This is a genomic window from Maritimibacter sp. (assembly GCF_016774595.1).
GTDB classification, from domain to species: Bacteria; Pseudomonadota; Alphaproteobacteria; order Rhodobacterales; family Rhodobacteraceae; genus Maritimibacter; species Maritimibacter alkaliphilus.
In genome coordinates, this window is sequence record NZ_JACBWT010000001.1 from 178,776 (window position 1) to 198,561 (window position 19,786).

The following is a 19,786-nucleotide window of genomic DNA, read 5'->3' on the forward strand; positions in this document are numbered from 1 at the left end:
CACCGTTGCTATATGCGCCCCCGTGTTCCGGCGTAGCTCAGCGGTAGAGCAGTTGACTGTTAATCAATTGGTCGTAGGTTCGATCCCTACCGCCGGAGCCAAAAATCCCTGATATCTCAGACTCTTGGCGACCTGCCTTGCCGGGCCGAGGCATATCTCGCCGCGCTCCGTCCCCATCCCATCGCAAGTCCGCCATACGCCCCCGGCGTTCACAATTGCGACCTCGCCCCAAGGGTAACTTTTCATCCCCGGCAAAACCCGTCAGGGTAACCGCATGTCTGCCGTGTCACACCCTGAGTCTCAGTTCGAGGATCTGGAGGGCCTTCTGGCCTGTCCGTCCTGCGACATGCTGTTGAACGACCGGAACGTGGCGGCGAACGAGATTGCGGCCTGCCCCCGGTGCCATACGGTGATCGAGGCGCCGCGCCCGCTTGCCATGACGCGGATCATCATGCTGTCGTTTGCGGCGCTCATCCTGCTGTTCGCGGCGCTGTTCTTTCCGTTTCTGGAACTTCAGGCCGCCGGGATGATGCGCCATACGACGCTGCTCGACACCATCGCCGCCTTTTCGGGCGGGCTGACCGCACCGCTCACGTTGCTGATGGGGGCGCTGATCGTGTTTCTGCCGCTCGTGCGCTTCGTGTCGCTGGTTTACGTGCTGGCGCCGATGGCCTTCGGCTGGGCGCCCCTGAAACACGCGATTCCGGTCTTTCGCCTGGTCGAGGCGCTCAGGCCGTGGGCGATGATCGAGATATTCATGGTCGGCGTGGCGGTGGCGCTGGTCAAGGTGGCGGGACTTGCGCATATCACCATCGGCCCGGCGTTCTGGGCCTTCGTCGCGTTGGTGATCGTCACCGTCTTCAAGGACAATTTCATGAGCAGGGTCACGGTGTGGAAAACGCTCGAAGCCAGACGCCCGTCCTGACCGCGCACGAGGCGGGGCTGATCGGCTGCACCAGTTGCGGCAAGGTCCACCGGACCGGAACCGACAGGTGCGCGCGGTGCGGGGCGACCCTGCATGCGCCCGACGGCAAGAGCCTGCAAAAGGTCTGGGCTTGGCTCGTCGCGGGGCTGGTGGTCTATGTGCCCGCCAACGTCTATCCGATGCTGCGGACGACGACGCTTGGCCAGACCACGGACAACACCATCGTCGGCGGCGCCCTCGACTTGGCCCGGCACGGCGATTACGGCGTCGCGTTGGTCGTGTTCATCGCTTCGATCGTGATCCCGATCGGCAAATTCGCCGCCATCGCCTATCTCGCGCTGGCGGTTTCGCGAAAGGTCCGTATGGGCCCGCACGCGCGCCATATCACCTTCGTGATCGTCGAGTTCATCGGCCGGTGGTCGATGATCGACGTCTTCGTCGTGGCCATTCTGGCGTCACTGGTGACGCTCGATTTCGCAGCGACCATCCGCCCCGGCATTGCGGCGATCAGTTTCGCCTTGTCGGTTGCATTTACCATGATTTCAGCGTTGAGTTTCGACCCAAGGCTGATTTGGGACACCAAATATAGATGATGAGTGAGCAACAACCCCAATATGAGTGATCGCGGACCCTCCGACCTCGAGATTGAGACCCGGACCCGTTCGGCGTGGCGGAACCTGTCGTGGGTCTGGCTCGTGCCGCTTGCCGCCCTTGCCGTGACGCTTGGCGTGGCGTGGAAAACATGGGCGGATCGCGGGCGGCCCATTGAAATCGTGTTCGAGAACGCAAGCGGCGTCGTCGCGGACGAAACCACCGTGCGCTACCGCGACGTGGTCATCGGGTCGGTCGAACGAGTCGGGTTCGTGGCCGATCTATCCTCTATCGTGGTCACGGTGCGGGTGGACCGCACCATCGCCGATTCGCTGCCCGAGAATGCGCGGTTCTGGGTCGTGCGGCCCGAGGTCTCGACCTCCGGCGTGACCGGTCTCACCACCGTGTTGTCCGGCGTCTATATCGAGGCGGCGTTCGAGCCGTCTCCGGGCGCGCAGGCGGAGCGGTTCGTGGGGCTGAAGCAGGCCCCGCTCGTCGCCCCCGGCACGGCGGGCACCACCATCACCCTGCGCACCGACGACGCGGCCCAACTGACCGCAGGCGCGCCGATCTTCCACAAGGGGATCGAGGTCGGGCGGATCGAACAGCCCGAGCTTCTGTTCACCCGCGACGGCGTGGTGTTCGACGCCTTCATCGAAGAACCCTACAACGAGCTTCTGAACTCGGCGACACGGTTCTGGCTGACCTCCGGCTTTTCGCTCAGCCTGGGCACCGGCGGTCTGGACCTGTCGGTGGGCTCTCTCGCCAACCTCGTGCGCGGCGGTCTGTCGTTCGACACGGTCTTTTCCGGCGGTGTGCCGGTGACCGAGGGTCAGGTGTTCGAACTTTACGAAAGCGAGGATGCCGCGCGGTCGAGCGCCTTCTCGAACCCGTTCGAAAACGCGGTCGAACTGGTGGTCGAATTCAAGGATTCGGTCAGTGGCCTGTCCGCCGGGTCGCCCGTGAACCTGCGCGGCGTGCGGATCGGCTCGGTCTCGGCCATCAACGCCATCGTGCGCGAGGGCGAGAACGGGCGCGAGGTGCGGCTGCGCGCCACCCTGTCGATCGACCCCAGCCGGCTCGGTCTGGGTGACGACGATGTGGAAGAGACGACGGTGATCGACTTCCTGTCCGAAGCGGTGCGCGAAGGTCTGCGCGCGCGGCTTGGATTCCAGAGCCTGTTCAGTCAGGCGCTCGTGGTCGAACTGGTGCGCGTGCCCGAGGCCGAGCCTGCCGCGCTCGTCCTCCTGCCCGACCTGCCGCCGCAGATCCCGTCGGTCCAGTCGGAACTGCCGAACCTTGGCGCAACGGCCGAGGGCCTTCTGGCCCGGATCGACAACCTTCCGGTCGAGGAGGTTCTGGATCAGGCCATCGCCACCATGGCGGCCATCGAAACCTTCGCGGCGGACGAGGGTCTGCGCGAAGCGCCCGATGCGCTCGTGTCGCTGCTGGACGACGCGCGCGGGCTGGTGGGGAGCGAGGACATTCAGGCGCTGCCGGGCGAAATCAACGCGGCCGTCAGCGATCTGCGCACCATCATCTCGACGATGGAACAGGCCGGCGCGGTCGATCAGGTTCTTTCGGCTTTCAAATCGGTCGACGATGCCGCCAATTCCGTCACGGCCTTCGCGGGCGACGTGAGCGGCGCGGCAGACGAGGTGACGGAGCTTATCAAGCGGTTGCAGGCGCTGACCGACAAGGCCAACGAGCTGGAACTGAACGAATTCCTGACCTCGGCGCGTGAACTCGTGGAAAGCGCGGACCGGCTGATCGACAGCGATGCCACCCGCGACCTGCCCGCTAGCCTGACGGCGGCGCTGGACGAGGCACGCGGGGCGCTGGCGGACCTGCGCGAAGGTGGCGCGGTCGAGAATATCAACGCCACGCTCGCCTCGGCGGGCGACGCTGCCGAAGCGGTCGAGGAAGCCGCCGGATCGCTGCCCGAGATCGCGAACCGGATCGACCTTCTCGTGAATGAAACCCGGTCGGTCGTGGCAAGCTACGGCACCAATTCCAACTTCAACCGCGAAACGCTCAATTCGCTGCGCGAGATCCAGAACGCCGCCGAGGCGTTGTCGAAACTCGCCCGTGCGCTCGAGCGCAATCCCAACTCAATCCTCTTCGGACGGTAGGTATATGTATCGGCTTCTCCCCCTCGTTCTCGTGCTTCTGGCGGCCTGTGGCAGCAATGGCCCGCGCTATCTGCTGGACCGGGCCCCTGTGGACGAGGCTGCCAAGACCCGCGTGAAGGCCGGAACGCTCGAGGTGATGGACGTATCGCTCCCCACCTATGCCGAGGATGCCGAGATCATGGTCGAGGATGGCAACGGCGCGCTGTCGCCGGTGAAAAACGCGCTCTGGGCCGATGATCCCGGCCGCGCGATCACGCAACTTCTGGTGGATCAGATCGGGCGCACCTCGACCGCGACGACCGCCGCCGAGCCTTGGCCGCTGGAAAGCCCGCCGCAGGCCGCCGTGCATGTTCGCGTGTCCGAAATGGTCGCGAGCGCCAGCGGGAGCTTCGATCTGCGCGGCCAGTTCGCAATTTCGTCCTATGGCTACGTGGTGCGCGAACGGATCGAACCCTTCGCCGTCTCGGTCCCGCTGGCCGACACCAAGCCCGGCACCATCGCCGCCGCGTCGAGCGCCGCGTTGCGCGAATTGTCCGCCGTGATTGTTCGTTCGCTCGCCCGCTAAGTCGCCTTGCCCGGCCGTGGCCCCGCGCGTAGGGTCGCCGGACCAGAGGAGGAAACGGGCATGGACGGCGCAGACCTGCGGTTCGACATCAACGAAATCGGCCGCGATTTCATCGACGACCCCTACCCCACGCTCGCCCGTCTGCGGCGCGAAAGCCCGGTGCATGAAAACGCAGACGGGTCGGTCTTTCTGACGCGTTATGCCGATGTTCAGAAGGTCTATCAAAGCCGCGACATGCTGTCGGACAAGACCGTGGAATTCGGCAAGAAGTTCGGGAAATGCCCGCTTCACACCCATCACACCACCTCGCTCGTCTTCAACGATCCGCCCAAGCATACCGTGGTGCGCAAGCTGCTCGCCGGTGCCTTCACTCCCCGCAAACTGGCCGAGTTCGACCCGCTGATCGACCGGATCGTGGACCGGCTGCTGGACCGGGTCGAAGATATGGGCAGCTTCGACATGATCGACGATTTCGCCAAGGTTCTCCCGACCGAGATCATCTCGTTCATGCTGGGGGTGCCCGAGGACATCCGGCCTCAGTTGCGCGGCTACTCGCTCGCGATCCTCGGCGCGCTCGACCCGGTGGTCCCGCAGGAGAGGCTGGATGCGGGCAATGCCGCCGTAACCGAGTTTTCGGCGGTCTTGAACGACCTGATCGACCGCCGCCGCGCCAACCCGGACGGCGCCGCCCAGGGCGAGGTGCTGGAGGCGCTTATCTTCGGCGAACACGACGGCGTGCGCCTGAGCCAGGACGAGCTGATCCAGAACTGCATCTTTCTGCTGAACGCCGGGCATGAGACGACCACCTCGCTTGTCGGGAACGCGGTCGGCACGCTTCTGGACAACCCCGGCGAGCATCGCCGCCTGATCGACGACCCCGACCTCATCACCACGGCCGTCGAGGAATTCCTGCGCGTGGAAAGCCCGCTTCAGATCGGGAACCGGCTGGCGGGCGACGACATCGAACTGACGGACCGCGTGCTGCCCAAGGGCACCTATGTCCACACCTCCATCGCGGCGGCGAACCGCGATCCCGCGCAATTCGACGACCCCGACCGCGTGGACCTTGGCCGCAAACCCAATCGCCAGATCGCCTTCATCACCGGCATCCACGTCTGCCTCGGCGCGACGCTTGCCCGGATCGAGGGGCGCATCGCCATCGGCAAGCTGGTGTCACGGTTCCCACGCCTCGCGCAGGCCGGGGAACGGGAACGGCTGCCGCTGGCGCGCTTTCGGGGCTTCACCCGCCTGCCCGTTTCGGTCAGGTAGGCGCCAAACCGCTGTCATCGCGGCATTTTCACAGGGTCGCTTTCACCGCTTGGGGAATCGTCGCATTGTTCCGGACGGGACATTCGGAGACCACCATGCACAGTTTCACGCGCCGCGCGGCCCTTGGTCTTGGCCTCATGGCCTTGGCGGGTTGTGCGCAGGTCGGGATTACCGCCGGCACGATGTCGCGCGGCAACCGAAAGGGTTTCACCCCCCCACTCTACCCGAACGAAACGCCTGAACTGCGCGCGCTCATCAACAAATGGGCCGACCACTACGAAATTCCCCGCGAACTGATCCACCGGCAGGCGATCCGTGAGAGCACGCATAATCCGGCGGCCCGCAATGGCCCTTACTACGGCCTGCTCCAGATCCACCCGCAGACGGCGCGCACCATGGGGCATCGCGGCCCGGCTTCGGATCTTCTGAAAGCCGATGTGAACCTGAAATACGCCGGCAAGTACCTGCGCGGCGCTTATCTCGTCTCCGGTGGCGACATCGACGGCGCGATGGGCTGGTATGCTCGGGGATATTACTACGAAGCCAAGCGCATGGGGCTGTTGGAGGAAACCGGCCTCAGAAGCTGAGGGGCGGTCAATCCCAGACGAAATCGGTACCGATGAGCGTGCCCGTCGCGTCGAAGGTGCGCGTCAGCGTATCCCAGTCCTGGCTGTCGCTGATGTCCTCGAACACGATCCGCTCACGTGTCCCGTCTTCTCGGAATGTCAGTGTCATCACGTCGCCATCGGCCTCGGTGAAGATGCGTTCGGATTTCACACCGTTCACATAGTTCAACATGCTGGTGCTGCCGTCGTCGTAGTCCACGGAAAGCTGAGACCGTGACCCATCCGGCCCGAACACCTGCCTGAAAACGCTCCAGTCTTCACTGTCGCTGATGTCCTGACGGACAATGCTCTGCCGGGTTCCGGTCGCGTCGAAGACTTGGGTGGTAATGTCACCGTCCGCCTCGGTCCGGACCCGTCCCGTGATGATGCCGTCGGTGTATTCGATCACCTCGCGCGTGCCGTCGGCCCACGTGATCTCACCCGAAACGGGCGCTCCGTCCGGGCCGTAGATCGTTGAGATGACCTGCCCCGACGGCTTCGAGACCGTCCGGTCCGACATCGTGCCGTCGACGAAATTATTCACGACATGGCGCCCATCGTCGAACAGTCGCTCCACGCGCTCCCGATTGCCCGAGGCATCGAAATCCACGGATTGCGAAGTCCAGACCTGCGTGTCGCTGCCGTCGTAGAACGTGAAGGAGTCGCATTCGCCGAAGGCATCGTAGGTTTCGGTCCGAATGTCGCCCGATGCATCTTCGGCCCGGCTGGCCACGATCCGCGCGTTCTCGAAGCTGAGGCGTAGCGAGCCGCCGGTGTCGAAGACGGTTTCGTAGGTCGTGACCGGATTGTCGAGGTCGAGCGCGCGGAAATCCGTCAGTGGGGTCCAGACCCCGCCTTGAGACAGATCGTTTTCCTCGAGGTTCAGGTCGTAGGGTTCGAGCCAGCCGAAGGATTCCGTGCGGAAATGATGGAAGCGACCGAGCAGCGTCAGGTTCTCGCCGTACACACCATGGCTGTCCTTGACGAAGAAGATCTTGCCCCTGTCGCCCGCGAACACGGAATCGCGCACGGTGATGTTATGGATCGTCCGCCAGTCCACGTTCTCGGGCGTGATCGTGCCATCGTAATCCGTGGTCGTCAGAACGATGTTGTTTCCGTGGTCATAGAACTCCGTGTTCTCGATCAAGATGTTCGTGTTCATCTGCTCGTCGAGAAGCGGCCTGTTCGCCTTGTAGGGCGTCTTGAAGTCCATCGCGGACACGCCGTTGCTGACGAAGAAGCTGTCGCGCACGACACTGTCGCGAAACCCGCCCGTCGTATCGATCCCGTCGCGCGCGTTGTCGATGAAAAGCGACGCCTCCACGGTCACGTTGCGGGTGCCGGTCGCGTCGCCCAAGGCGGTCTTGATCCCGTCGCCGAGCGCGTTCTGGAACACGCTGGATGTGATATTGGCCCCGTCGACGCCGCCCAGCCGCACCTGCCAATAGGCCCCGTCGAACACGGAGTCTTTGATGGTGATGTTGGTCGTCTGGTGAAAGGCGACGAACATTTCGATGTTGCCTTCGAACCGCGACCCCACGATCCGACTGTCGTCGCTATGCGCGCCTCTGAACCCGTGGATGTTGGAGATGACGCCTTCGGGTTCGGTGTCGATCCAGATCACGTCCAGATCCTTGAGCGTGTTTCGCGCGCCCAGATGGAAGGTGAACGGATACAGATCGTTGTCGTCACCGATCAGGAAATCGAGCGAGTCGTCCACGATCAATCGCGCGCCGTTCACCGCCGACAGGGTGAAGTCGTCGGGAAACTGGAGACTGTGCCACTTGAAGACGACCGAATCTTCCAACCGGAATTCGACACCACCGGACAAAAGGCCGCTGTCGATGATCTGCTGAAACCGGGTCGAGATGTCTTCGTCGGCCTGCCAGTTCAACTGGCGCGAGGTCACGACACCCCCCGCCGAGGGGCTGGTGTAGAGCTTCAATCCGTTGGAAAGTTCGACGTGGAAATCGGCGGCGGCGGTATCGGCGACGACATAATCATAGGCGCCGACCGTCAGCACGTCGTCCATGGAAAAGCCCGTGGACGGCAGCGATTCAAGATCCTTGAAGGCAGCAAAAGACATCGGCATCAACGCCTGTCCGAAAAAATGATGAAAACCCCAGTTCTCTCAAAGCTTATCGTGACCGCCGCGGTGCGGCAAGGCGAGCGTGTCGGGAGGGGTTAAAAACCGACCGGCGCAGCGTAACGCGCAGAGCCGTCAGGCCAGTTCCGCCATCGCCTCTTCGATCAGTCGCGCATCGGCGTCGGGCCTGTGTGCGTTTTCGGACAGAACACGCCGCCAGTGGCGCGCGCCCGGGCGGCCTGCGAACAGGCCGAGCATATGGCGCGTGACCTGCGAAAGCTTGCCGCCGTTCGACAGGTGCCGCTCGATATGCGGGATCATGGCCAAGGCGACCTCACCCGGATCGCGCATCGGGTCGGCGGCGCCGAAGATGCGGCTGTCGGCACTCAGGAGGATATCGGCCGGCTGCTGATAGGCCGCCCGCCCGATCATCACGCCGTCCATCCCCGCCGCCAGATGTTCGCGGGCCTGATCCAGTGACGTGATGCCGCCGTTGATCGACAGGTGAAGGTCGGGCCGCTCGGCCTTCATCCGGTGGACAAGCGGGTAGTCGAGCGGCGGAATATCGCGGTTTTCCTTGGGGCTCAGACCTTGCAGCCACGCCTTGCGGGCGTGGATCGTGAACCGGCGCACACCGGCGTCCGAGACGCGGTCGAGAAACTCGGGCAGCACCGCTTCCGCTTCCTGATCGTCGACGCCAATCCGGCATTTCACCGTGACCTCGACCGGGCCTGCCGCGCAGATCATCGCCGCCGTGCAGCGTGCGACGAGGTCCGGGTCTTTCATCAGCACCGCGCCGAAGGTGCCCGACTGAACCCGGTCCGAGGGGCAGCCGACGTTCAGGTTCACCTCGTCATACCCGCGATCCACCGCCATGCGGGTCGCCTCGGCCAGTTCCTCCGGGTCCGAGCCGCCCAGTTGCAGCGCGACGGGATGCTCCGAGGGGTCGAAATCCAGCAGATGCGTGGCCCCGCCCCGCACCAGCGCGGGCGCCGTCACCATCTCGGTATAAAGCAGCGTCTCGCGGCTCATCATCCGGTGGAACACGCGGCAATGGCTGTCGGTCCAGTCCATCATCGGGGCGACGGACAGGCGCGCGGCGCGGGAGAGATCGGGCGAAGGGGTGGTCATGGTCGTCATCCAAGTCTGAGCGCGTCCCTTATCAGGCGAAACCGTTCCCGGCAAACCTCGGCGCGTCGGTCCGGACGGAACGAAACCGGCCCCATCGTCGTTTCTGCCCCATAGCGACCAAGGACTGACCCAGATGTTTCGCCCGACGATCCCGGCCGCCTCGGACCCGGGGACCGATCCCATAACGACCCCGGACCCGCTTGGGCGGCCCGTCCGTCGGATGACCGTGTCCGCAACCCGGACGCAGCCCCATCTGGATTCCGGTCAGGCCAAACGCCCGAGCCGCCATCGGCGGCGCAAGCGGCGCAGGCTTGAAGGGCCGGACGCGATGCCCGTGCTGGTCGACCGCCTGATCGCACTGACCGAGGGGCGTGATCGCATCTCGCTCGACCTCATCGCGCGCACCATCGGCGCGCAGGGTCACGCGCCCCTGCTGCTGGTCGCGGCCGTGTTTATGGTCCTGCCCACCGGCCTTATCCCCGGTATCGGCGGCGCGCTCGGCCTGCTGGTCGCCATCGTCGGCCTTCAGATGATTACCAAGCGCGAGGGCGTGTTCCTGCCCGACTTCATCGGGAAGCGCGAACTGCCTGCCGACCAGGTGCGCGGTCTGGTCGAGCGGATCAGGCCCGGCGCGGAGTGGCTGCGCCACCGGCTGCGTATCCGGTGGGAGCTGTTGTCGCGCGGTCGCGCCTCGATGGTCCTGATCTCGCTGATCCTGATGGTGTCGGGCCTGTCGCTGCTCGTCATCGGCGCGATTCCCATCGCGACGCCGCTGATGGGCGTGCCGATCGGGCTGTTCGCCTTCGGCCTCTTCGCGCGCGACGGCGTTCTGGTCGCGCTGGGATACAGCTCGCTGGTGCTCGTCGTCGCTCTGGCCGTCTATATCCGAATGCAGACCGGCTGATCAGGCCTTGGCCTTCGCCGCGTCCAAAGCCTGCGCCAGCGCCTCGCGGTCGCCGATGTGGTTGGCGAGGATGAGGATCAGGCGGGCGTTGAAGGCATCGCTTTCCTCTTTCGTCAGCCTCTCATGCGCGGCGAGGAGATCGGCGTAGAAGTCATCGCCACCGGGGATGTTCGGGGTCAGGGTCAGATCGGCCATCGTCACACCTCCTGTCCGCTGGCGCGTTTCAACGCTTCGGCCACCGCTGCCGGATCGAAGGCGTCCCACCGGGCGACGACGTGCTGGTCGGGCCGGATCAGGTAGACGGCTGAACCGCCCGTCCCCACGAAACGTTCGCGGATCGCGCCGGTGGTGTCGTCTTCGGCGGTCAGCGCGACGCGATGCGCCGCGACCGGACCCGCCGCAACGGTGTCCGGCGCGTCGGCCTCGTATGTCAGAAGCGTGAACCGACCGCCGAGTTTGGCGAGCAGATAGCCGTTTCCGACCGGCGCATCGGGGCATGGCGCGCCCGGACGCGTGCGGGCGGGGCCGCCCGGCAGGGCATCGACGCCGTTCAAGGGCGATCCATCATGCACGCAAGGCACCGACAGGCGCCCGGAATTCACCAGGGGCCGCGCGAATTCGTAATGTTCGGACAGGTCCAGCACGGCATCCCGGAAGATCCGGCTGGTTTCGGACTTGGGCGTGATGAAATCGGTGGAGCGCGAGGAATTCAGGATATTCTCGTCCGCGCCCTGCACCCGTTCGACATCATAGGTGTCGAGGAAGCTTTCGGGCGCGGTCCCGTCGATCACCAGCTTGAGTTTCCAGCCGAGGTTGTCGACATCCTGAAGCCCGGAATTCGCGCCCCGCGCCCCGAAAGGCGACACCTGATGCGCGCTGTCACCTGCGAAAAGCACCCGGCCATGGCGGAACTCTTCCATCCGGCGACACTGGAACGTGTAGATCGACACCCACTCCAGCTCGAAGTCCACATCGTCGCCCAGCATCGCCTTGAGACGCGGGATCACGTTCTCGGGCTTTTTCTCTTCTTCCTTGTCGATGTCCCAGCCCAGTTGCAGGTCGATCCGCCACACCCCGTCGGGCTGCTTGTGCAGTAGCGCGGACTGCCCCCGGTTGAAGGGCGGATCGAACCAGAACCAGCGTTCGGTCGGAAAGTCGGCCTCCATCACCACGTCGGCGATGAGGAAGTTGTCCTCGAACACCCGGCCCACGAAATCCAGCCCCATCATCGAACGCACGGGCGACCCCGCCCCGTCGCAGGCGATGAGCCAGTCGGCCTCGAGCGGGTATGGCCCCTCGGGCGTCTCGACGGTCAGGGCCACATGGTCGCCCTTGTCCTCGACCGACGACACCCGGCTCCCGCCACGCAATTCGACCGGCGCGCCCTCGGCCTCGATCTCGCGCAGGCGATCCACGAGGAATTGCTCGAAGTAATACTGCTGAAGGTTGATGAAGGCCGGGAACTGGTGCCCCTCCTCCGGCAGGAGGTTGAAGTCATAGACCTTGCGTTCGTCGAAAAAGACCTTGCCCAGGTTCCAGACCACGCCCTTGTCGACCATCGGCTTGCCCGCGCCGAGACGGTCGAGAATCTCCAGCGGCCGCTTGGCGAAACAGATCGCGCGGGAGCCGAAGGACACCTTGTCGTTGTCGTCGAGGATGACCGCCTCGATCCCCTGCTGGGCCAGATCGAGCGCCATGGCGAGCCCAACGGGCCCAGCCCCCACGATCACCACCTTACGGCGGACGGGCGTTTCGGCGTCCTGATCCGCGTGGCGCGTGTAAGGATAGAGCGGCGTTTCGAAAATCGCGTTCATGGTCACCTCCTCCGTGGTCTCGCGGACCATAATCTCAATTCATTGCACTTGCAACGATATTGACGGCCCGGCCGTCACCCGTGATAGGCCTGCGCCAGTTCGGCACGGTCGTAATCCAGAAAGAATTCGTCCAGTTGCGGCGGTTCGATCCCGGCGTGGGACAGTTGCACATGCGCCTGCCCCCGGTGATGCACCTGATGCTGAACGAGATGCGGCAGGATCGCCCCCACCGCCTCCAACCGCGCGCCTTCGGGGCGGTGAGTCGTCACCTCCCGCGTAAGCGCCGCTTCGTCCAGTTTGGAACAGAAGCTCGCGAAGCGCATGTCGGCCTCGGCCTGAAGCTGGCCGAGCGCCTCCACGTCATTCACGGGGTCGCGGTCATAGACGGTCAGGCCCAGCCCGCCCTCTTCCAGCGCGTCGAGGTAGTAAAGATCCACCTCGTAGATGTGGTTCATCGTTTCCGCGAGGCTCGCGAAGAACCCCGGACGCGGCGCGGCGAACGCGCGCTCATCCAGCGCCCCGAGGGCTCCGAAGAGCACCCGGTTCGCATAGGCATTGTTCAGCGCGAAGCCGATCCAGGGGTTCGCAAAGGCCATCAGTCGCCCTGAAGATCGTTCCACATCTGCTGATCGCGCTCGGCGGTCCAGATGCGGGGCGTGTCGATGCCGCGCGCTTCGTCATAGGCGCGGCCCACGTTGAAAGGCAGGCAATGCTCATAGATCGCGTAGTCGGCGAATTTCGGGTCGCATTCGGCGCGGATCGCGTCCCACGTTTCCTTGAGCGTCCCGCCCCGTGCGGCCACCTTCAGGGCAGGCTTGAAGGTCGAGGTCACGAAATCGGCCGTGTTGTCGAGCGCGGCATTCACCATCTCACGCCCAACGAGCGCATCACCCCGCCCCGGCGCGATGGCGTCGAGGTCATAGGCCCGGATCGCGTCGAGCGTCGCGGGCCAGTCGGCCAGATGCCCGTCACCGCAATAACAGGCCGAGTGATATTCGACGATGTCGCCGGTGAACATGACGTTCTGATCCGGCACGTAGATCACCGCGTCGCCCGCCGTGTGGGCGCGGCCCAGATGCATGATCTCGACCTTCCGGCTGCCCAGATAAACGGTCATCTTGTCGTTGAAGGTCGTGGTGGGCCAAGTGAGGCCGGGGATTTCCTCATGCCCCTGAAACAGACGCGGGAAGCGGCCGAACTCGCTGTCCCAATCCTCCTGCCCGCGCTCGACGACCTGCGCGCGGGTGGTGTCGGTCATGATGACCTCACGCGCCCCATAGGCCGAGGCACCCAGCACGCGCACCGCGTGATAATGCGTCAGCACCAGATGGCTGATCGGCTTGTCCGTGACCGAGCGCACGCATTCGATCACCTTGCGCGCCAGACGCGGCGTCGCCTGCGCCTCGACGATCATGACGCTGTCGTCGCCGATGATGACGCCCGTGTTCGGATCACCCTCGGCGGTGAAGGCATAAAGCCCCTCGCCCACTTGCGTGAAGCTGATCTTCTTTTCTTCCATGTCGCCTTGCGACGCGAATGCCTTGGCCATGCGTGTTACTCCTTCGCCCAGTCGGGAATGTCGTTCGCGGGCAGGATCGTGCCCACGCAATCTCCGAACCCGATCGTGTATCCATCGCCCCGCGCATTGGCGCGCAGGGTCAGCGTATCTCCGTCTTCGAGGAAGCTGCGCTCCTCGCCCGTGTCCAGCTTCACCGGCTCCTGCCCGCTCCAGCTCAACTCCAGAAGCGACCCGCGGCTGTCTTTCGTCGGCCCCGAAATCGTGCCGGAGCCGAGCAGGTCGCCCACGTTCATCGGGCAGCCGCTCGTCGTGTGATGGCAAAGCTGCTGCGCGGCGGAATAGTAAAGCTGGTCGTAATTCGTCCGGCTGATCGTGGTCGCGGCCTTGCCTTCGGGGGCCAGCGCGACCTCGAGCGCGATGTCATAGGACATGGGGCCGGGTTCGCGCAGGTAGGGCAGCAGGTCGCGCTCCCGCTCCGGGGTCGAGGTGCGGAACGGCTCCAACGCCGCCTTGGTCACGATCCACGGGGAAATCGTCGTCGCGGTCGCCTTGGCCTGAAACGGCCCCAATGGCTGGTATTCCCACGCCTGAATGTCGCGCGCCGACCAGTCGTTCAGGATCACGTAGCCGAAGATCGCGTCGTCGGCCTGTTGCACCGAAATCATGTCGTCCGAGGCCCGGCCCACGATGGCGCCGAACTCAAGCTCCAGATCGAAGCGCTGCGAGGCGCCAAAGCGCGGCAGATCGTCGTTCGGGCCCTTCAACTGGCCCAGCGGGCGACGCACGTCAGTGCCAGAAACGACGACCGAGGACGCGCGCCCATTGTAGCCGATGGGGATCGACAGCCAGTTCGGCGGCAGCGCATTCTCCGGCCCGCGAAAAATGCTCCCCACGTTGAACGCATGGTTCTTGCCCGCGTAGAAATCGGTGTATTCCATCACCTCGAGCGGCAGGTGCATGGTCGCGTCCGCCTGCGCCACGAGGTAGTCCGCGAACGTCACGGCTTTCTCAGACCCTTCACCCAGCGACTCGATCAGCCAGACCCGGAACTCGGCCCAGACCTCGGCCCCCAACTCCATGAAATCGTTCCAGCTTTCGCAGTCGAACACCGGATGCTCACCGAGTGAGATATGCCCGTCTTCCTCAAGCCGCGTCACGTCGAGGATCATCTCGCCGATCGCCACGCCGCAGCGCCCCTCGTCGCTGCCCGCGACCGAGAACACGCCATATGGCAGGTTGTTCAGGGGAAACGGACAATCGGCAGAGTTCGCGCTCTCCACCCAGCTTCTCATCAATGCCAAAAGGCACCTCCATCGGGGCCACCGCCCTCTTCTTCGTTTCAAAAATACTTCGGGGGTGCGGGGGCTGGCCCCCGCCCGGTCGCCCGAAGCCTCGCTTCGGGCGAAACCTACTTGGTCCCCGGCGTCCCGTCGAACTTCTTCTCGAGACTGTCCCAGCAGTCGATGTAATCGTCCTGCAACGGCGCTTCCTTGCCCGCAAATTCCGTCAGGTGCTGCGGGAACCGGGTTTCGAACATGAAACTCATGGTGTTCTCGAGCTTATGAGGGCCGAGGTTCGAATTCGACGCGCCCTCGAAGGCGTCCCGGTCCGGCCCATGCGGCAGCATCATGTTGTGAAGCGACATGCCGCCGGGCACAAACCCGGTCAGCTTGGCGTCGTACTGGCCATGGATGTTGCCCATCAGCTCGGACATGATGTTCTTGTGATACCACGGCGGGCGGAACGTGTTCTCGGCCACCATCCAGCGGTCGCGGAACAGGACGAAGTCGATATTCGCCGTTCCCGGCACGCCCGAAGGCGCGGTCAGGACGGTGAAGATCGACGGGTCCGGGTGGTCGAACAGGATCGCACCGACGGGACAATATGTTTTGAGATCATACTTGTAGGGCGCGTAGTTGCCGTGCCACGCGACCACGTCGAGCGGGCTTTGCGCGATCTTGGTCTCGTGAAACTGCCCGCACCATTTGATCGTCAGGGTCGAAGCCACCTCCCGGTCTTCGAAGGCCGCCACGGGCGCCTTGAAGTCGCGCGGGTTGGCGAGTGCGTTGGCCCCGATGGGTCCACGGGCGGGAAGCTCGAACTTCTGGCCGTAGTTCTCGCAGACGAAGCCGCGGCACGGGCCGTCCAGAACCTCGACGCGGTAGACGAGGCCCCGCGGAAGGATCGCGATCTCCTGCGGCTCCACGTCGATCACGCCCAGTTCGGTGGCGAAACGCAGCCGCCCCTGCTGCGGCACCACCAAAAGCTCGCTGTCGGCGGAGTAGAAATACGCGTCCACCATCGATTTCGTGACGAGGTAGACATGGCTCGCCATCCCCACCTGCGTGTTCACGTCGCCCGCCGTCGTCATTGTGCGCATGCCGGTCAGCCATGTGAGGTCGCCCTCGGCCTGAACCGGGTCCCAGCGATACTGGCCCAGCGAGGTCACACCCTCGGGCACATGCGGCGCGGTTTTCCAATACGGCAGGTCGATGCGCTCATACCGCGCCGAATGCTTGACCGAAGGCCGGATGCGGTAGGTCCAGGTCCGCTCCGGCGGATGCGCGGTAAAGGCGGTGCCGGAAAGCTGCTCGCCATAGAGCCCGTAGTTGCATTTCTGCGGGCTGTTCATGCCCTGCGGCAAGGCACCCGGCAGCGCCTCGGTCTCAAAATCATTGCCGAAACCGGGCATGTAGCCCTCGGTCGTGCCGGCCCGGTCGGGCGCACGCACCATGCCTTTAGGTAGGTCGTGACGGGTCATTGCGGTCCTCCCGATTCCTGTTCGCTGCGGCACACCTATCAAATAATCGTTGCATACGCAACGACAGGGGCGCAAAGGTCCGATTGACAGCGGCGGCTTGCCGGGGTCCCTGTCGGATCATGCGCCTTTTCCTTGCCACCGCCCTCACCATGGTCGCTTTCGCGGCGAATTCCATCCTGAACCGCATGGCGCTGGCCGCCGTGTCCATCGACGCGGTGAGTTTCGGGGCGATCCGGTTGGCGTCGGGCGCGGTCATGCTGGCCCTGATCGTCGCGGTCACGCGCGGCGGGGTCCGGCTCACCCGCACAGGGCGCTGGGTCGGGGTCGCCGCCCTCCTCGCCTATGTCTTCGGCTTCTCGCTGGGTTATGTGTCCATCGACGCGGGCCTCGGCACCCTGATCCTGTTCGGCACCGTCCAGATCACCCTTTTCACCGCCGCGATCCGGGGCGGCGAAGCGGTCTCGACCAGACGCAAACTCGGCGCGGCCCTTGCGCTCTTCGGGCTCGGACTGGTCCTCTGGCCCTCCGGCGCGGTCGACATTTCCCTCGTGGCCGCCGCCGGGCTTGTCGTGGCCGGGATCGGCTGGGGGTTCTACACCCTGAACGGGCGGCGCACGACGGATGCGCTCGGCGCGACGATGACGAGTTTCGTGCTGGCCGCCCCGGTGGGCATCCTCCTCGCCCTCGCCCCGCTTCTGTTCGACCAGACCATGCTCGTCACCCGCTACGGCGTCGTGCTCGCCATTCTGTCGGGCGCGGTCACCTCCGGGCTGGGCTACGCCGTCTGGTATTCGGTGCTGCCGCATCTGGCGACCACCACGGCGGCCATCGCGCAAATCTCGGTCCCGATCATCGCGATGGCGGGCGGTATCCTGTTTCTGGGCGAACCGCTCACGCCCCTCTACCTCGCGGCCACCGTCCTCGTGATCGGCGGCGTCGCCCTGTCGCTCCGGCGCTGACCCCTTCTTCGGACCGAAAACACCCCGCAGCGGGGTGTGGGGAAGGCAGGCCTCCCCCACCCGGTCCGCGCGGGCGCAAGCCTGCGGCGAACCCCTCAGTTTCGCTTGCGGTCGTCCAGCCCCAGCCCCCGCCCGATGATCTCGCGCATGATCTCCGACGTGCCAGCATAGATCCGGCTGATCCGGGCGTCCCGGTACAAGCGGCTGATCTCGTACTCTTCCATATACCCCGCGCCGCCGTGAAGCTGGACGCATTCGTCCACCACGCGCCCCTCGACCTCGGAGGTGAAAAGCTTGGCTTCGGAGGCCATCTCGGCGGACAACTCGCCCTTCAGATGCTCGCGCACGCAATGATCCACCAATGCCTGCGCGGCGTCGATCTCGGTCCGCATCGAGGCCATCTTGAAGCGGGAGTTCTGGAAGGTGCCGATGGGTTTGCCGAAAGCGCGGCGTTCCATGATGAATTCCATCGTGATCTCGAACGCCCGCTCGGCACGCGCGACGAAGCCGACGGCCCCATTCAGCCGTTCCTCGGCAAGGTTCAGCATCATCGTCTTGAAGCCGCCCTTGGGGTCGCCCAGCACATTGGCCTTGGGCACTTTGACATCGTCGAAAAAAAGCTCGGCCGTGTCCTGACTTTCCAGCCCCATTTTCTTGAGGTTCCGGCCCCGCGAAAAGCCCTCCATCCCGTCCTCGACAAGGAACAGGCCGACCTCGTGGCTCGCATCCGGGTTGGTCTTGGCCGCGACGATGACCAGCCCGGCGAGGAACCCGTTGGAAATATAGGTCTTGGACCCGTTGAGCACCCAGTGATCGTCCATCTCGACCGCCCGCGTCTTGATCCCGGCAAGGTCCGACCCGGTGCCCGGTTCGGTCATGGCGATGGCGAGGATCGTGTCGCCGGAAACGATACCGGGCATGTAGCGGTCACGCTGTTCGTCGTTTGCGTAGTGCTGCATGTAAGGCCCGGCGATCCGGTTGTGCAGGCCAAGGAAGAACCCTGCCTCACGCGTCCCGATCTCTTCGATCAGGATCATGTCGTAGCGGAAGTCTTCAAGCCCGAGGCCGCCGTATTTCTCGTCGGCATACATGCACAGAAAGCCCTCTTCCCCCGCGCGCTTCCAGATCTCGCGGCTGACGCAGCCCTCTTCGCGCCATTTCTCGGAATTCGGAAAGACCTCTTTCTCGGCCCAGGCCCGAACGCTTTTGCGGAAAATTTCGTGCTCTTCGTCATAGATCGTGCGTTTCAGCATCGGACCCTCCGGCTGATTGGTTGATTTTCGGTTGTAAGGTCAATGTGTTGGCGGGGCGACTGGCGCCCCGCCGTGGGTCAGATCACTCGAGCGTCTGAACCAGAACCCATGAGCCGTTTTCGATGCGACTCACGAAGACTTCGTCGGCACCCACGTGGTCGTCGGCGGAATAGTCGACCCGGTTGCCCCCGATGGGGTCTTCGTAGTCGAGGCTCTCCATCGCCGCGATGAAGCTTTCATGGGTAAGGTCCGGCCCGGCCGCTTCCAGCGCCTTGACCATGGTGGTCGCCCCGCCATAGCCCAGCAGCGCCCCTGTCGAGGGGAAGTCTTCGCCGGTCGCTTCCTTGTAGGAGGCGATCCACTCCTGCACTTCCGGCTGCCCGGCCCGTGCTTCGAGGTCCTGCCAGCCCGCACCGGCATAGACGCCGCCCATGACGCCCTGCGCGGCAAGGCCCTTGGCGACGACGGTGTGGAAGCCCGCGCCCGACAGCATGAAGCGCACGTCCATGCCCAGCTTGTTCGCGGTGGTGATCGCGTTGATCTGCTGGCTCACGCCCAGTGCCATGCCGACCGTGTCGCAGCCCGATTCCTTGACCTTGCCCAGCGCGCCGGTGAAGTCGGATTCATCGGGCTTGTGGGCGATCTCGGCCCCCATTTCGATGGTTCCGGCCTCGGCCATTTCATGCACCGCCGCTTCGATTTCCTTGCCGAAGTCGGTGGGCAGGATCATCAGGCAGAACTTCGCGGCGCCCTCTTCGGCCACCATGTATTCCGCCGTCGCCTTGATCGCGTCGTAGTAGGACGAGGTGCCGGCGAATTTCCACGGTGCGGGCGGTTCGATCATCTGGCGCGCGGCCGTGATGGGCGAGACGTTGGGGATGCCCTTCGGCTCCATCAGCTGGAACATCGCCAAATTGTGCGGCGTCCCGAGGTTCAGGAGCATCGCGAACACTTCGTCACGGTTGATGAGCTTGTTGGCGGCCTGCGCGGCTTTGGGCACCTGATAGCCGTGATCCTCGACGATATAGGTGATCTTGCGCCCGTGGATGCCGCCGTTGGCGTTCACTTCCTCGAACACGAGGTTGGCGGCGGTCACGGCCGGAACCGAGAACGGGGCGAAGATGCCCGACAGGTCGTGCGCCCCGCCGATCTTGATCTCGTCGTCGGTCACGCCGGCGGTCTGCGCAAATGCGGCCCCCGGCACCGTCATGGCAGCAACGGCTGCCAAGGCTTTGACTTTATTCATGTCTTTCCTCCCTGTTTGAACTGTTG

The 19,786-nt window shown here is 64.5% G+C and carries 18 protein-coding genes and 1 tRNA gene; 9 read left to right on the forward strand and 10 right to left on the reverse strand.

Annotated elements, in window-relative coordinates; all coding sequences use genetic code 11:
• The first annotated feature begins 26 nt into the window (after nucleotides 1-26).
• The 7 genes from HOY44_RS00930 (at nucleotide 27) to HOY44_RS00960 (ending at nucleotide 6,069) form a co-directional block, all read left to right on the forward strand.
• A tRNA-Asn gene (locus tag HOY44_RS00930) sits at nucleotides 27-101 on the forward strand.
• Nucleotides 102-274: 173 nt separating this feature from the next.
• Nucleotides 275-925, forward strand: a complete 651-nt coding sequence (locus tag HOY44_RS00935; protein WP_008328192.1) for a paraquat-inducible protein A — start codon at nucleotides 275-277, stop codon at nucleotides 923-925.
• Nucleotides 892-1,518, forward strand: a complete 627-nt coding sequence (locus HOY44_RS00940; protein ID WP_008328190.1) for a paraquat-inducible protein A — start codon at nucleotides 892-894, stop codon at nucleotides 1,516-1,518. The genes HOY44_RS00935 and HOY44_RS00940 overlap by 34 nt, the downstream gene beginning before the upstream one ends.
• Before the next feature lie 21 nt (nucleotides 1,519-1,539).
• Nucleotides 1,540-3,648, forward strand: a complete 2,109-nt coding sequence (locus tag HOY44_RS00945; RefSeq protein WP_287432524.1) for an MlaD family protein — start codon at nucleotides 1,540-1,542, stop codon at nucleotides 3,646-3,648.
• A gap of 4 nt (nucleotides 3,649-3,652) precedes the next feature.
• A complete protein-coding gene (locus HOY44_RS00950) occupies nucleotides 3,653-4,213 on the forward strand; it encodes a PqiC family protein (RefSeq protein ID WP_138422999.1) in 561 nt (186 codons plus the stop codon).
• Nucleotides 4,214-4,273: 60 nt separating this feature from the next.
• Nucleotides 4,274-5,482: a cytochrome P450 gene (locus HOY44_RS00955; protein WP_287432525.1), complete on the forward strand. Its 1,209-nt coding sequence runs from the start codon at nucleotides 4,274-4,276 to the stop codon at nucleotides 5,480-5,482.
• 95 nt (nucleotides 5,483-5,577) lie between these two features.
• Nucleotides 5,578-6,069, forward strand: a complete 492-nt coding sequence (locus tag HOY44_RS00960; RefSeq protein ID WP_287432526.1) for a transglycosylase SLT domain-containing protein — start codon at nucleotides 5,578-5,580, stop codon at nucleotides 6,067-6,069.
• 7 nt (nucleotides 6,070-6,076) lie between these two features.
• Here the strand turns inward: HOY44_RS00960 and HOY44_RS00965 are convergent, their stop codons facing one another.
• Complete coding sequence (locus HOY44_RS00965) at nucleotides 6,077-8,179, reverse strand: right-handed parallel beta-helix repeat-containing protein (protein WP_287432528.1); 2,103 nt, start codon at nucleotides 8,177-8,179, stop codon at nucleotides 6,077-6,079.
• A 129-nt stretch (nucleotides 8,180-8,308) separates the two neighbouring features.
• Nucleotides 8,309-9,304 carry a tRNA dihydrouridine(20/20a) synthase DusA gene (dusA, locus tag HOY44_RS00970; protein ID WP_287432530.1) on the reverse strand — a complete coding sequence of 332 codons (996 nt, stop codon included), beginning with the start codon at nucleotides 9,302-9,304 and terminating at the stop codon, nucleotides 8,309-8,311.
• A gap of 133 nt (nucleotides 9,305-9,437) precedes the next feature.
• Here dusA and HOY44_RS00975 point away from each other — a divergent pair, with 133 nt between their 5' ends.
• The gene (locus tag HOY44_RS00975; protein WP_287432532.1) at nucleotides 9,438-10,208 is read left to right on the forward strand and encodes an exopolysaccharide biosynthesis protein; all 771 of its coding nucleotides are present in this window, start codon (nucleotides 9,438-9,440) and stop codon (nucleotides 10,206-10,208) included.
• On the opposite strand, the gene HOY44_RS00980 is transcribed toward HOY44_RS00975, so the two are convergent.
• From HOY44_RS00980 to hmgA, 6 genes are all read right to left on the reverse strand, one after another.
• Nucleotides 10,209-10,403, reverse strand: coding sequence for a DUF2783 domain-containing protein (locus HOY44_RS00980; protein ID WP_287432533.1), 195 nt, complete (start codon nucleotides 10,401-10,403; stop codon nucleotides 10,209-10,211). It abuts the gene before it with no gap.
• A gap of 2 nt (nucleotides 10,404-10,405) precedes the next feature.
• Nucleotides 10,406-12,022, reverse strand: coding sequence for an FAD-dependent oxidoreductase (locus tag HOY44_RS00985; protein WP_287432534.1), 1,617 nt, complete (start codon nucleotides 12,020-12,022; stop codon nucleotides 10,406-10,408).
• A gap of 74 nt (nucleotides 12,023-12,096) precedes the next feature.
• Complete coding sequence (locus tag HOY44_RS00990; RefSeq protein ID WP_287432536.1) at nucleotides 12,097-12,618, reverse strand: DinB family protein; 522 nt, start codon at nucleotides 12,616-12,618, stop codon at nucleotides 12,097-12,099.
• Nucleotides 12,618-13,571 carry an MBL fold metallo-hydrolase gene (locus tag HOY44_RS00995; RefSeq protein ID WP_287432537.1) on the reverse strand — a complete coding sequence of 318 codons (954 nt, stop codon included), beginning with the start codon at nucleotides 13,569-13,571 and terminating at the stop codon, nucleotides 12,618-12,620. The genes HOY44_RS00990 and HOY44_RS00995 overlap by 1 nt, the downstream gene beginning before the upstream one ends.
• A gap of 5 nt (nucleotides 13,572-13,576) precedes the next feature.
• Complete coding sequence (gene fahA / locus HOY44_RS01000) at nucleotides 13,577-14,842, reverse strand: fumarylacetoacetase (RefSeq protein WP_287432538.1); 1,266 nt, start codon at nucleotides 14,840-14,842, stop codon at nucleotides 13,577-13,579.
• A gap of 107 nt (nucleotides 14,843-14,949) precedes the next feature.
• Entirely contained in the window at nucleotides 14,950-16,302 is a 1,353-nt protein-coding gene (gene hmgA, locus HOY44_RS01005; protein ID WP_287432539.1) for a homogentisate 1,2-dioxygenase, read from the reverse strand.
• Nucleotides 16,303-16,421: 119 nt separating this feature from the next.
• On the opposite strand from hmgA, the gene HOY44_RS01010 reads away from it, so the two are divergent.
• On the forward strand, nucleotides 16,422-17,261 hold the full coding sequence (locus HOY44_RS01010; RefSeq protein ID WP_287432540.1) for a DMT family transporter: 840 nt from the start codon (nucleotides 16,422-16,424) through the stop codon (nucleotides 17,259-17,261).
• Between the two features lie 95 nt (nucleotides 17,262-17,356).
• Here HOY44_RS01010 and HOY44_RS01015 read toward each other — a convergent pair whose 3' ends face one another.
• Together HOY44_RS01015 and HOY44_RS01020 are read right to left on the reverse strand one after the other, a co-directional pair.
• Complete coding sequence (locus HOY44_RS01015) at nucleotides 17,357-18,514, reverse strand: acyl-CoA dehydrogenase family protein (RefSeq protein WP_171042959.1); 1,158 nt, start codon at nucleotides 18,512-18,514, stop codon at nucleotides 17,357-17,359.
• Between the two features lie 82 nt (nucleotides 18,515-18,596).
• The gene (locus HOY44_RS01020) at nucleotides 18,597-19,760 is read right to left on the reverse strand and encodes an ABC transporter substrate-binding protein (RefSeq protein WP_138422987.1); all 1,164 of its coding nucleotides are present in this window, start codon (nucleotides 19,758-19,760) and stop codon (nucleotides 18,597-18,599) included.
• Between the last annotated feature and the right edge of the window lie 26 nt (nucleotides 19,761-19,786).

Excerpts from the sequence above, each read along its gene's own strand:
- HOY44_RS00945 (WP_287432524.1), top strand. The coding sequence starts at position 1,540 with ATGAGTGATCGCGGACCCTCCGACCTCGAGATTGAGACCCGGACCCGT.
- HOY44_RS00975 (WP_287432532.1), top strand. The coding sequence starts at position 9,438 with ATGTTTCGCCCGACGATCCCGGCCGCCTCGGACCCGGGGACCGATCCC.
- hmgA (WP_287432539.1), bottom strand. The coding sequence starts at position 16,302 with ATGACCCGTCACGACCTACCTAAAGGCATGGTGCGTGCGCCCGACCGG.
- HOY44_RS00965 (WP_287432528.1), bottom strand. The coding sequence starts at position 8,179 with ATGCCGATGTCTTTTGCTGCCTTCAAGGATCTTGAATCGCTGCCGTCC.
- HOY44_RS00955 (WP_287432525.1), top strand. The coding sequence starts at position 4,274 with ATGGACGGCGCAGACCTGCGGTTCGACATCAACGAAATCGGCCGCGAT.
- HOY44_RS00960 (WP_287432526.1), top strand. The coding sequence starts at position 5,578 with ATGCACAGTTTCACGCGCCGCGCGGCCCTTGGTCTTGGCCTCATGGCC.
- HOY44_RS00995 (WP_287432537.1), bottom strand. The coding sequence starts at position 13,571 with ATGGCCAAGGCATTCGCGTCGCAAGGCGACATGGAAGAAAAGAAGATC.
- HOY44_RS00950 (WP_138422999.1), top strand. The coding sequence starts at position 3,653 with ATGTATCGGCTTCTCCCCCTCGTTCTCGTGCTTCTGGCGGCCTGTGGC.
- HOY44_RS00985 (WP_287432534.1), bottom strand. The coding sequence starts at position 12,022 with ATGAACGCGATTTTCGAAACGCCGCTCTATCCTTACACGCGCCACGCG.
- dusA (WP_287432530.1), bottom strand. The coding sequence starts at position 9,304 with ATGACCACCCCTTCGCCCGATCTCTCCCGCGCCGCGCGCCTGTCCGTC.
- HOY44_RS00990 (WP_287432536.1), bottom strand. The coding sequence starts at position 12,618 with ATGGCCTTTGCGAACCCCTGGATCGGCTTCGCGCTGAACAATGCCTAT.
- HOY44_RS00935 (WP_008328192.1), top strand. The coding sequence starts at position 275 with ATGTCTGCCGTGTCACACCCTGAGTCTCAGTTCGAGGATCTGGAGGGC.
- HOY44_RS00980 (WP_287432533.1), bottom strand. The coding sequence starts at position 10,403 with ATGGCCGATCTGACCCTGACCCCGAACATCCCCGGTGGCGATGACTTC.
- HOY44_RS01010 (WP_287432540.1), top strand. The coding sequence starts at position 16,422 with ATGCGCCTTTTCCTTGCCACCGCCCTCACCATGGTCGCTTTCGCGGCG.
- HOY44_RS01020 (WP_138422987.1), bottom strand. The coding sequence starts at position 19,760 with ATGAATAAAGTCAAAGCCTTGGCAGCCGTTGCTGCCATGACGGTGCCG.
- HOY44_RS01015 (WP_171042959.1), bottom strand. The coding sequence starts at position 18,514 with ATGCTGAAACGCACGATCTATGACGAAGAGCACGAAATTTTCCGCAAA.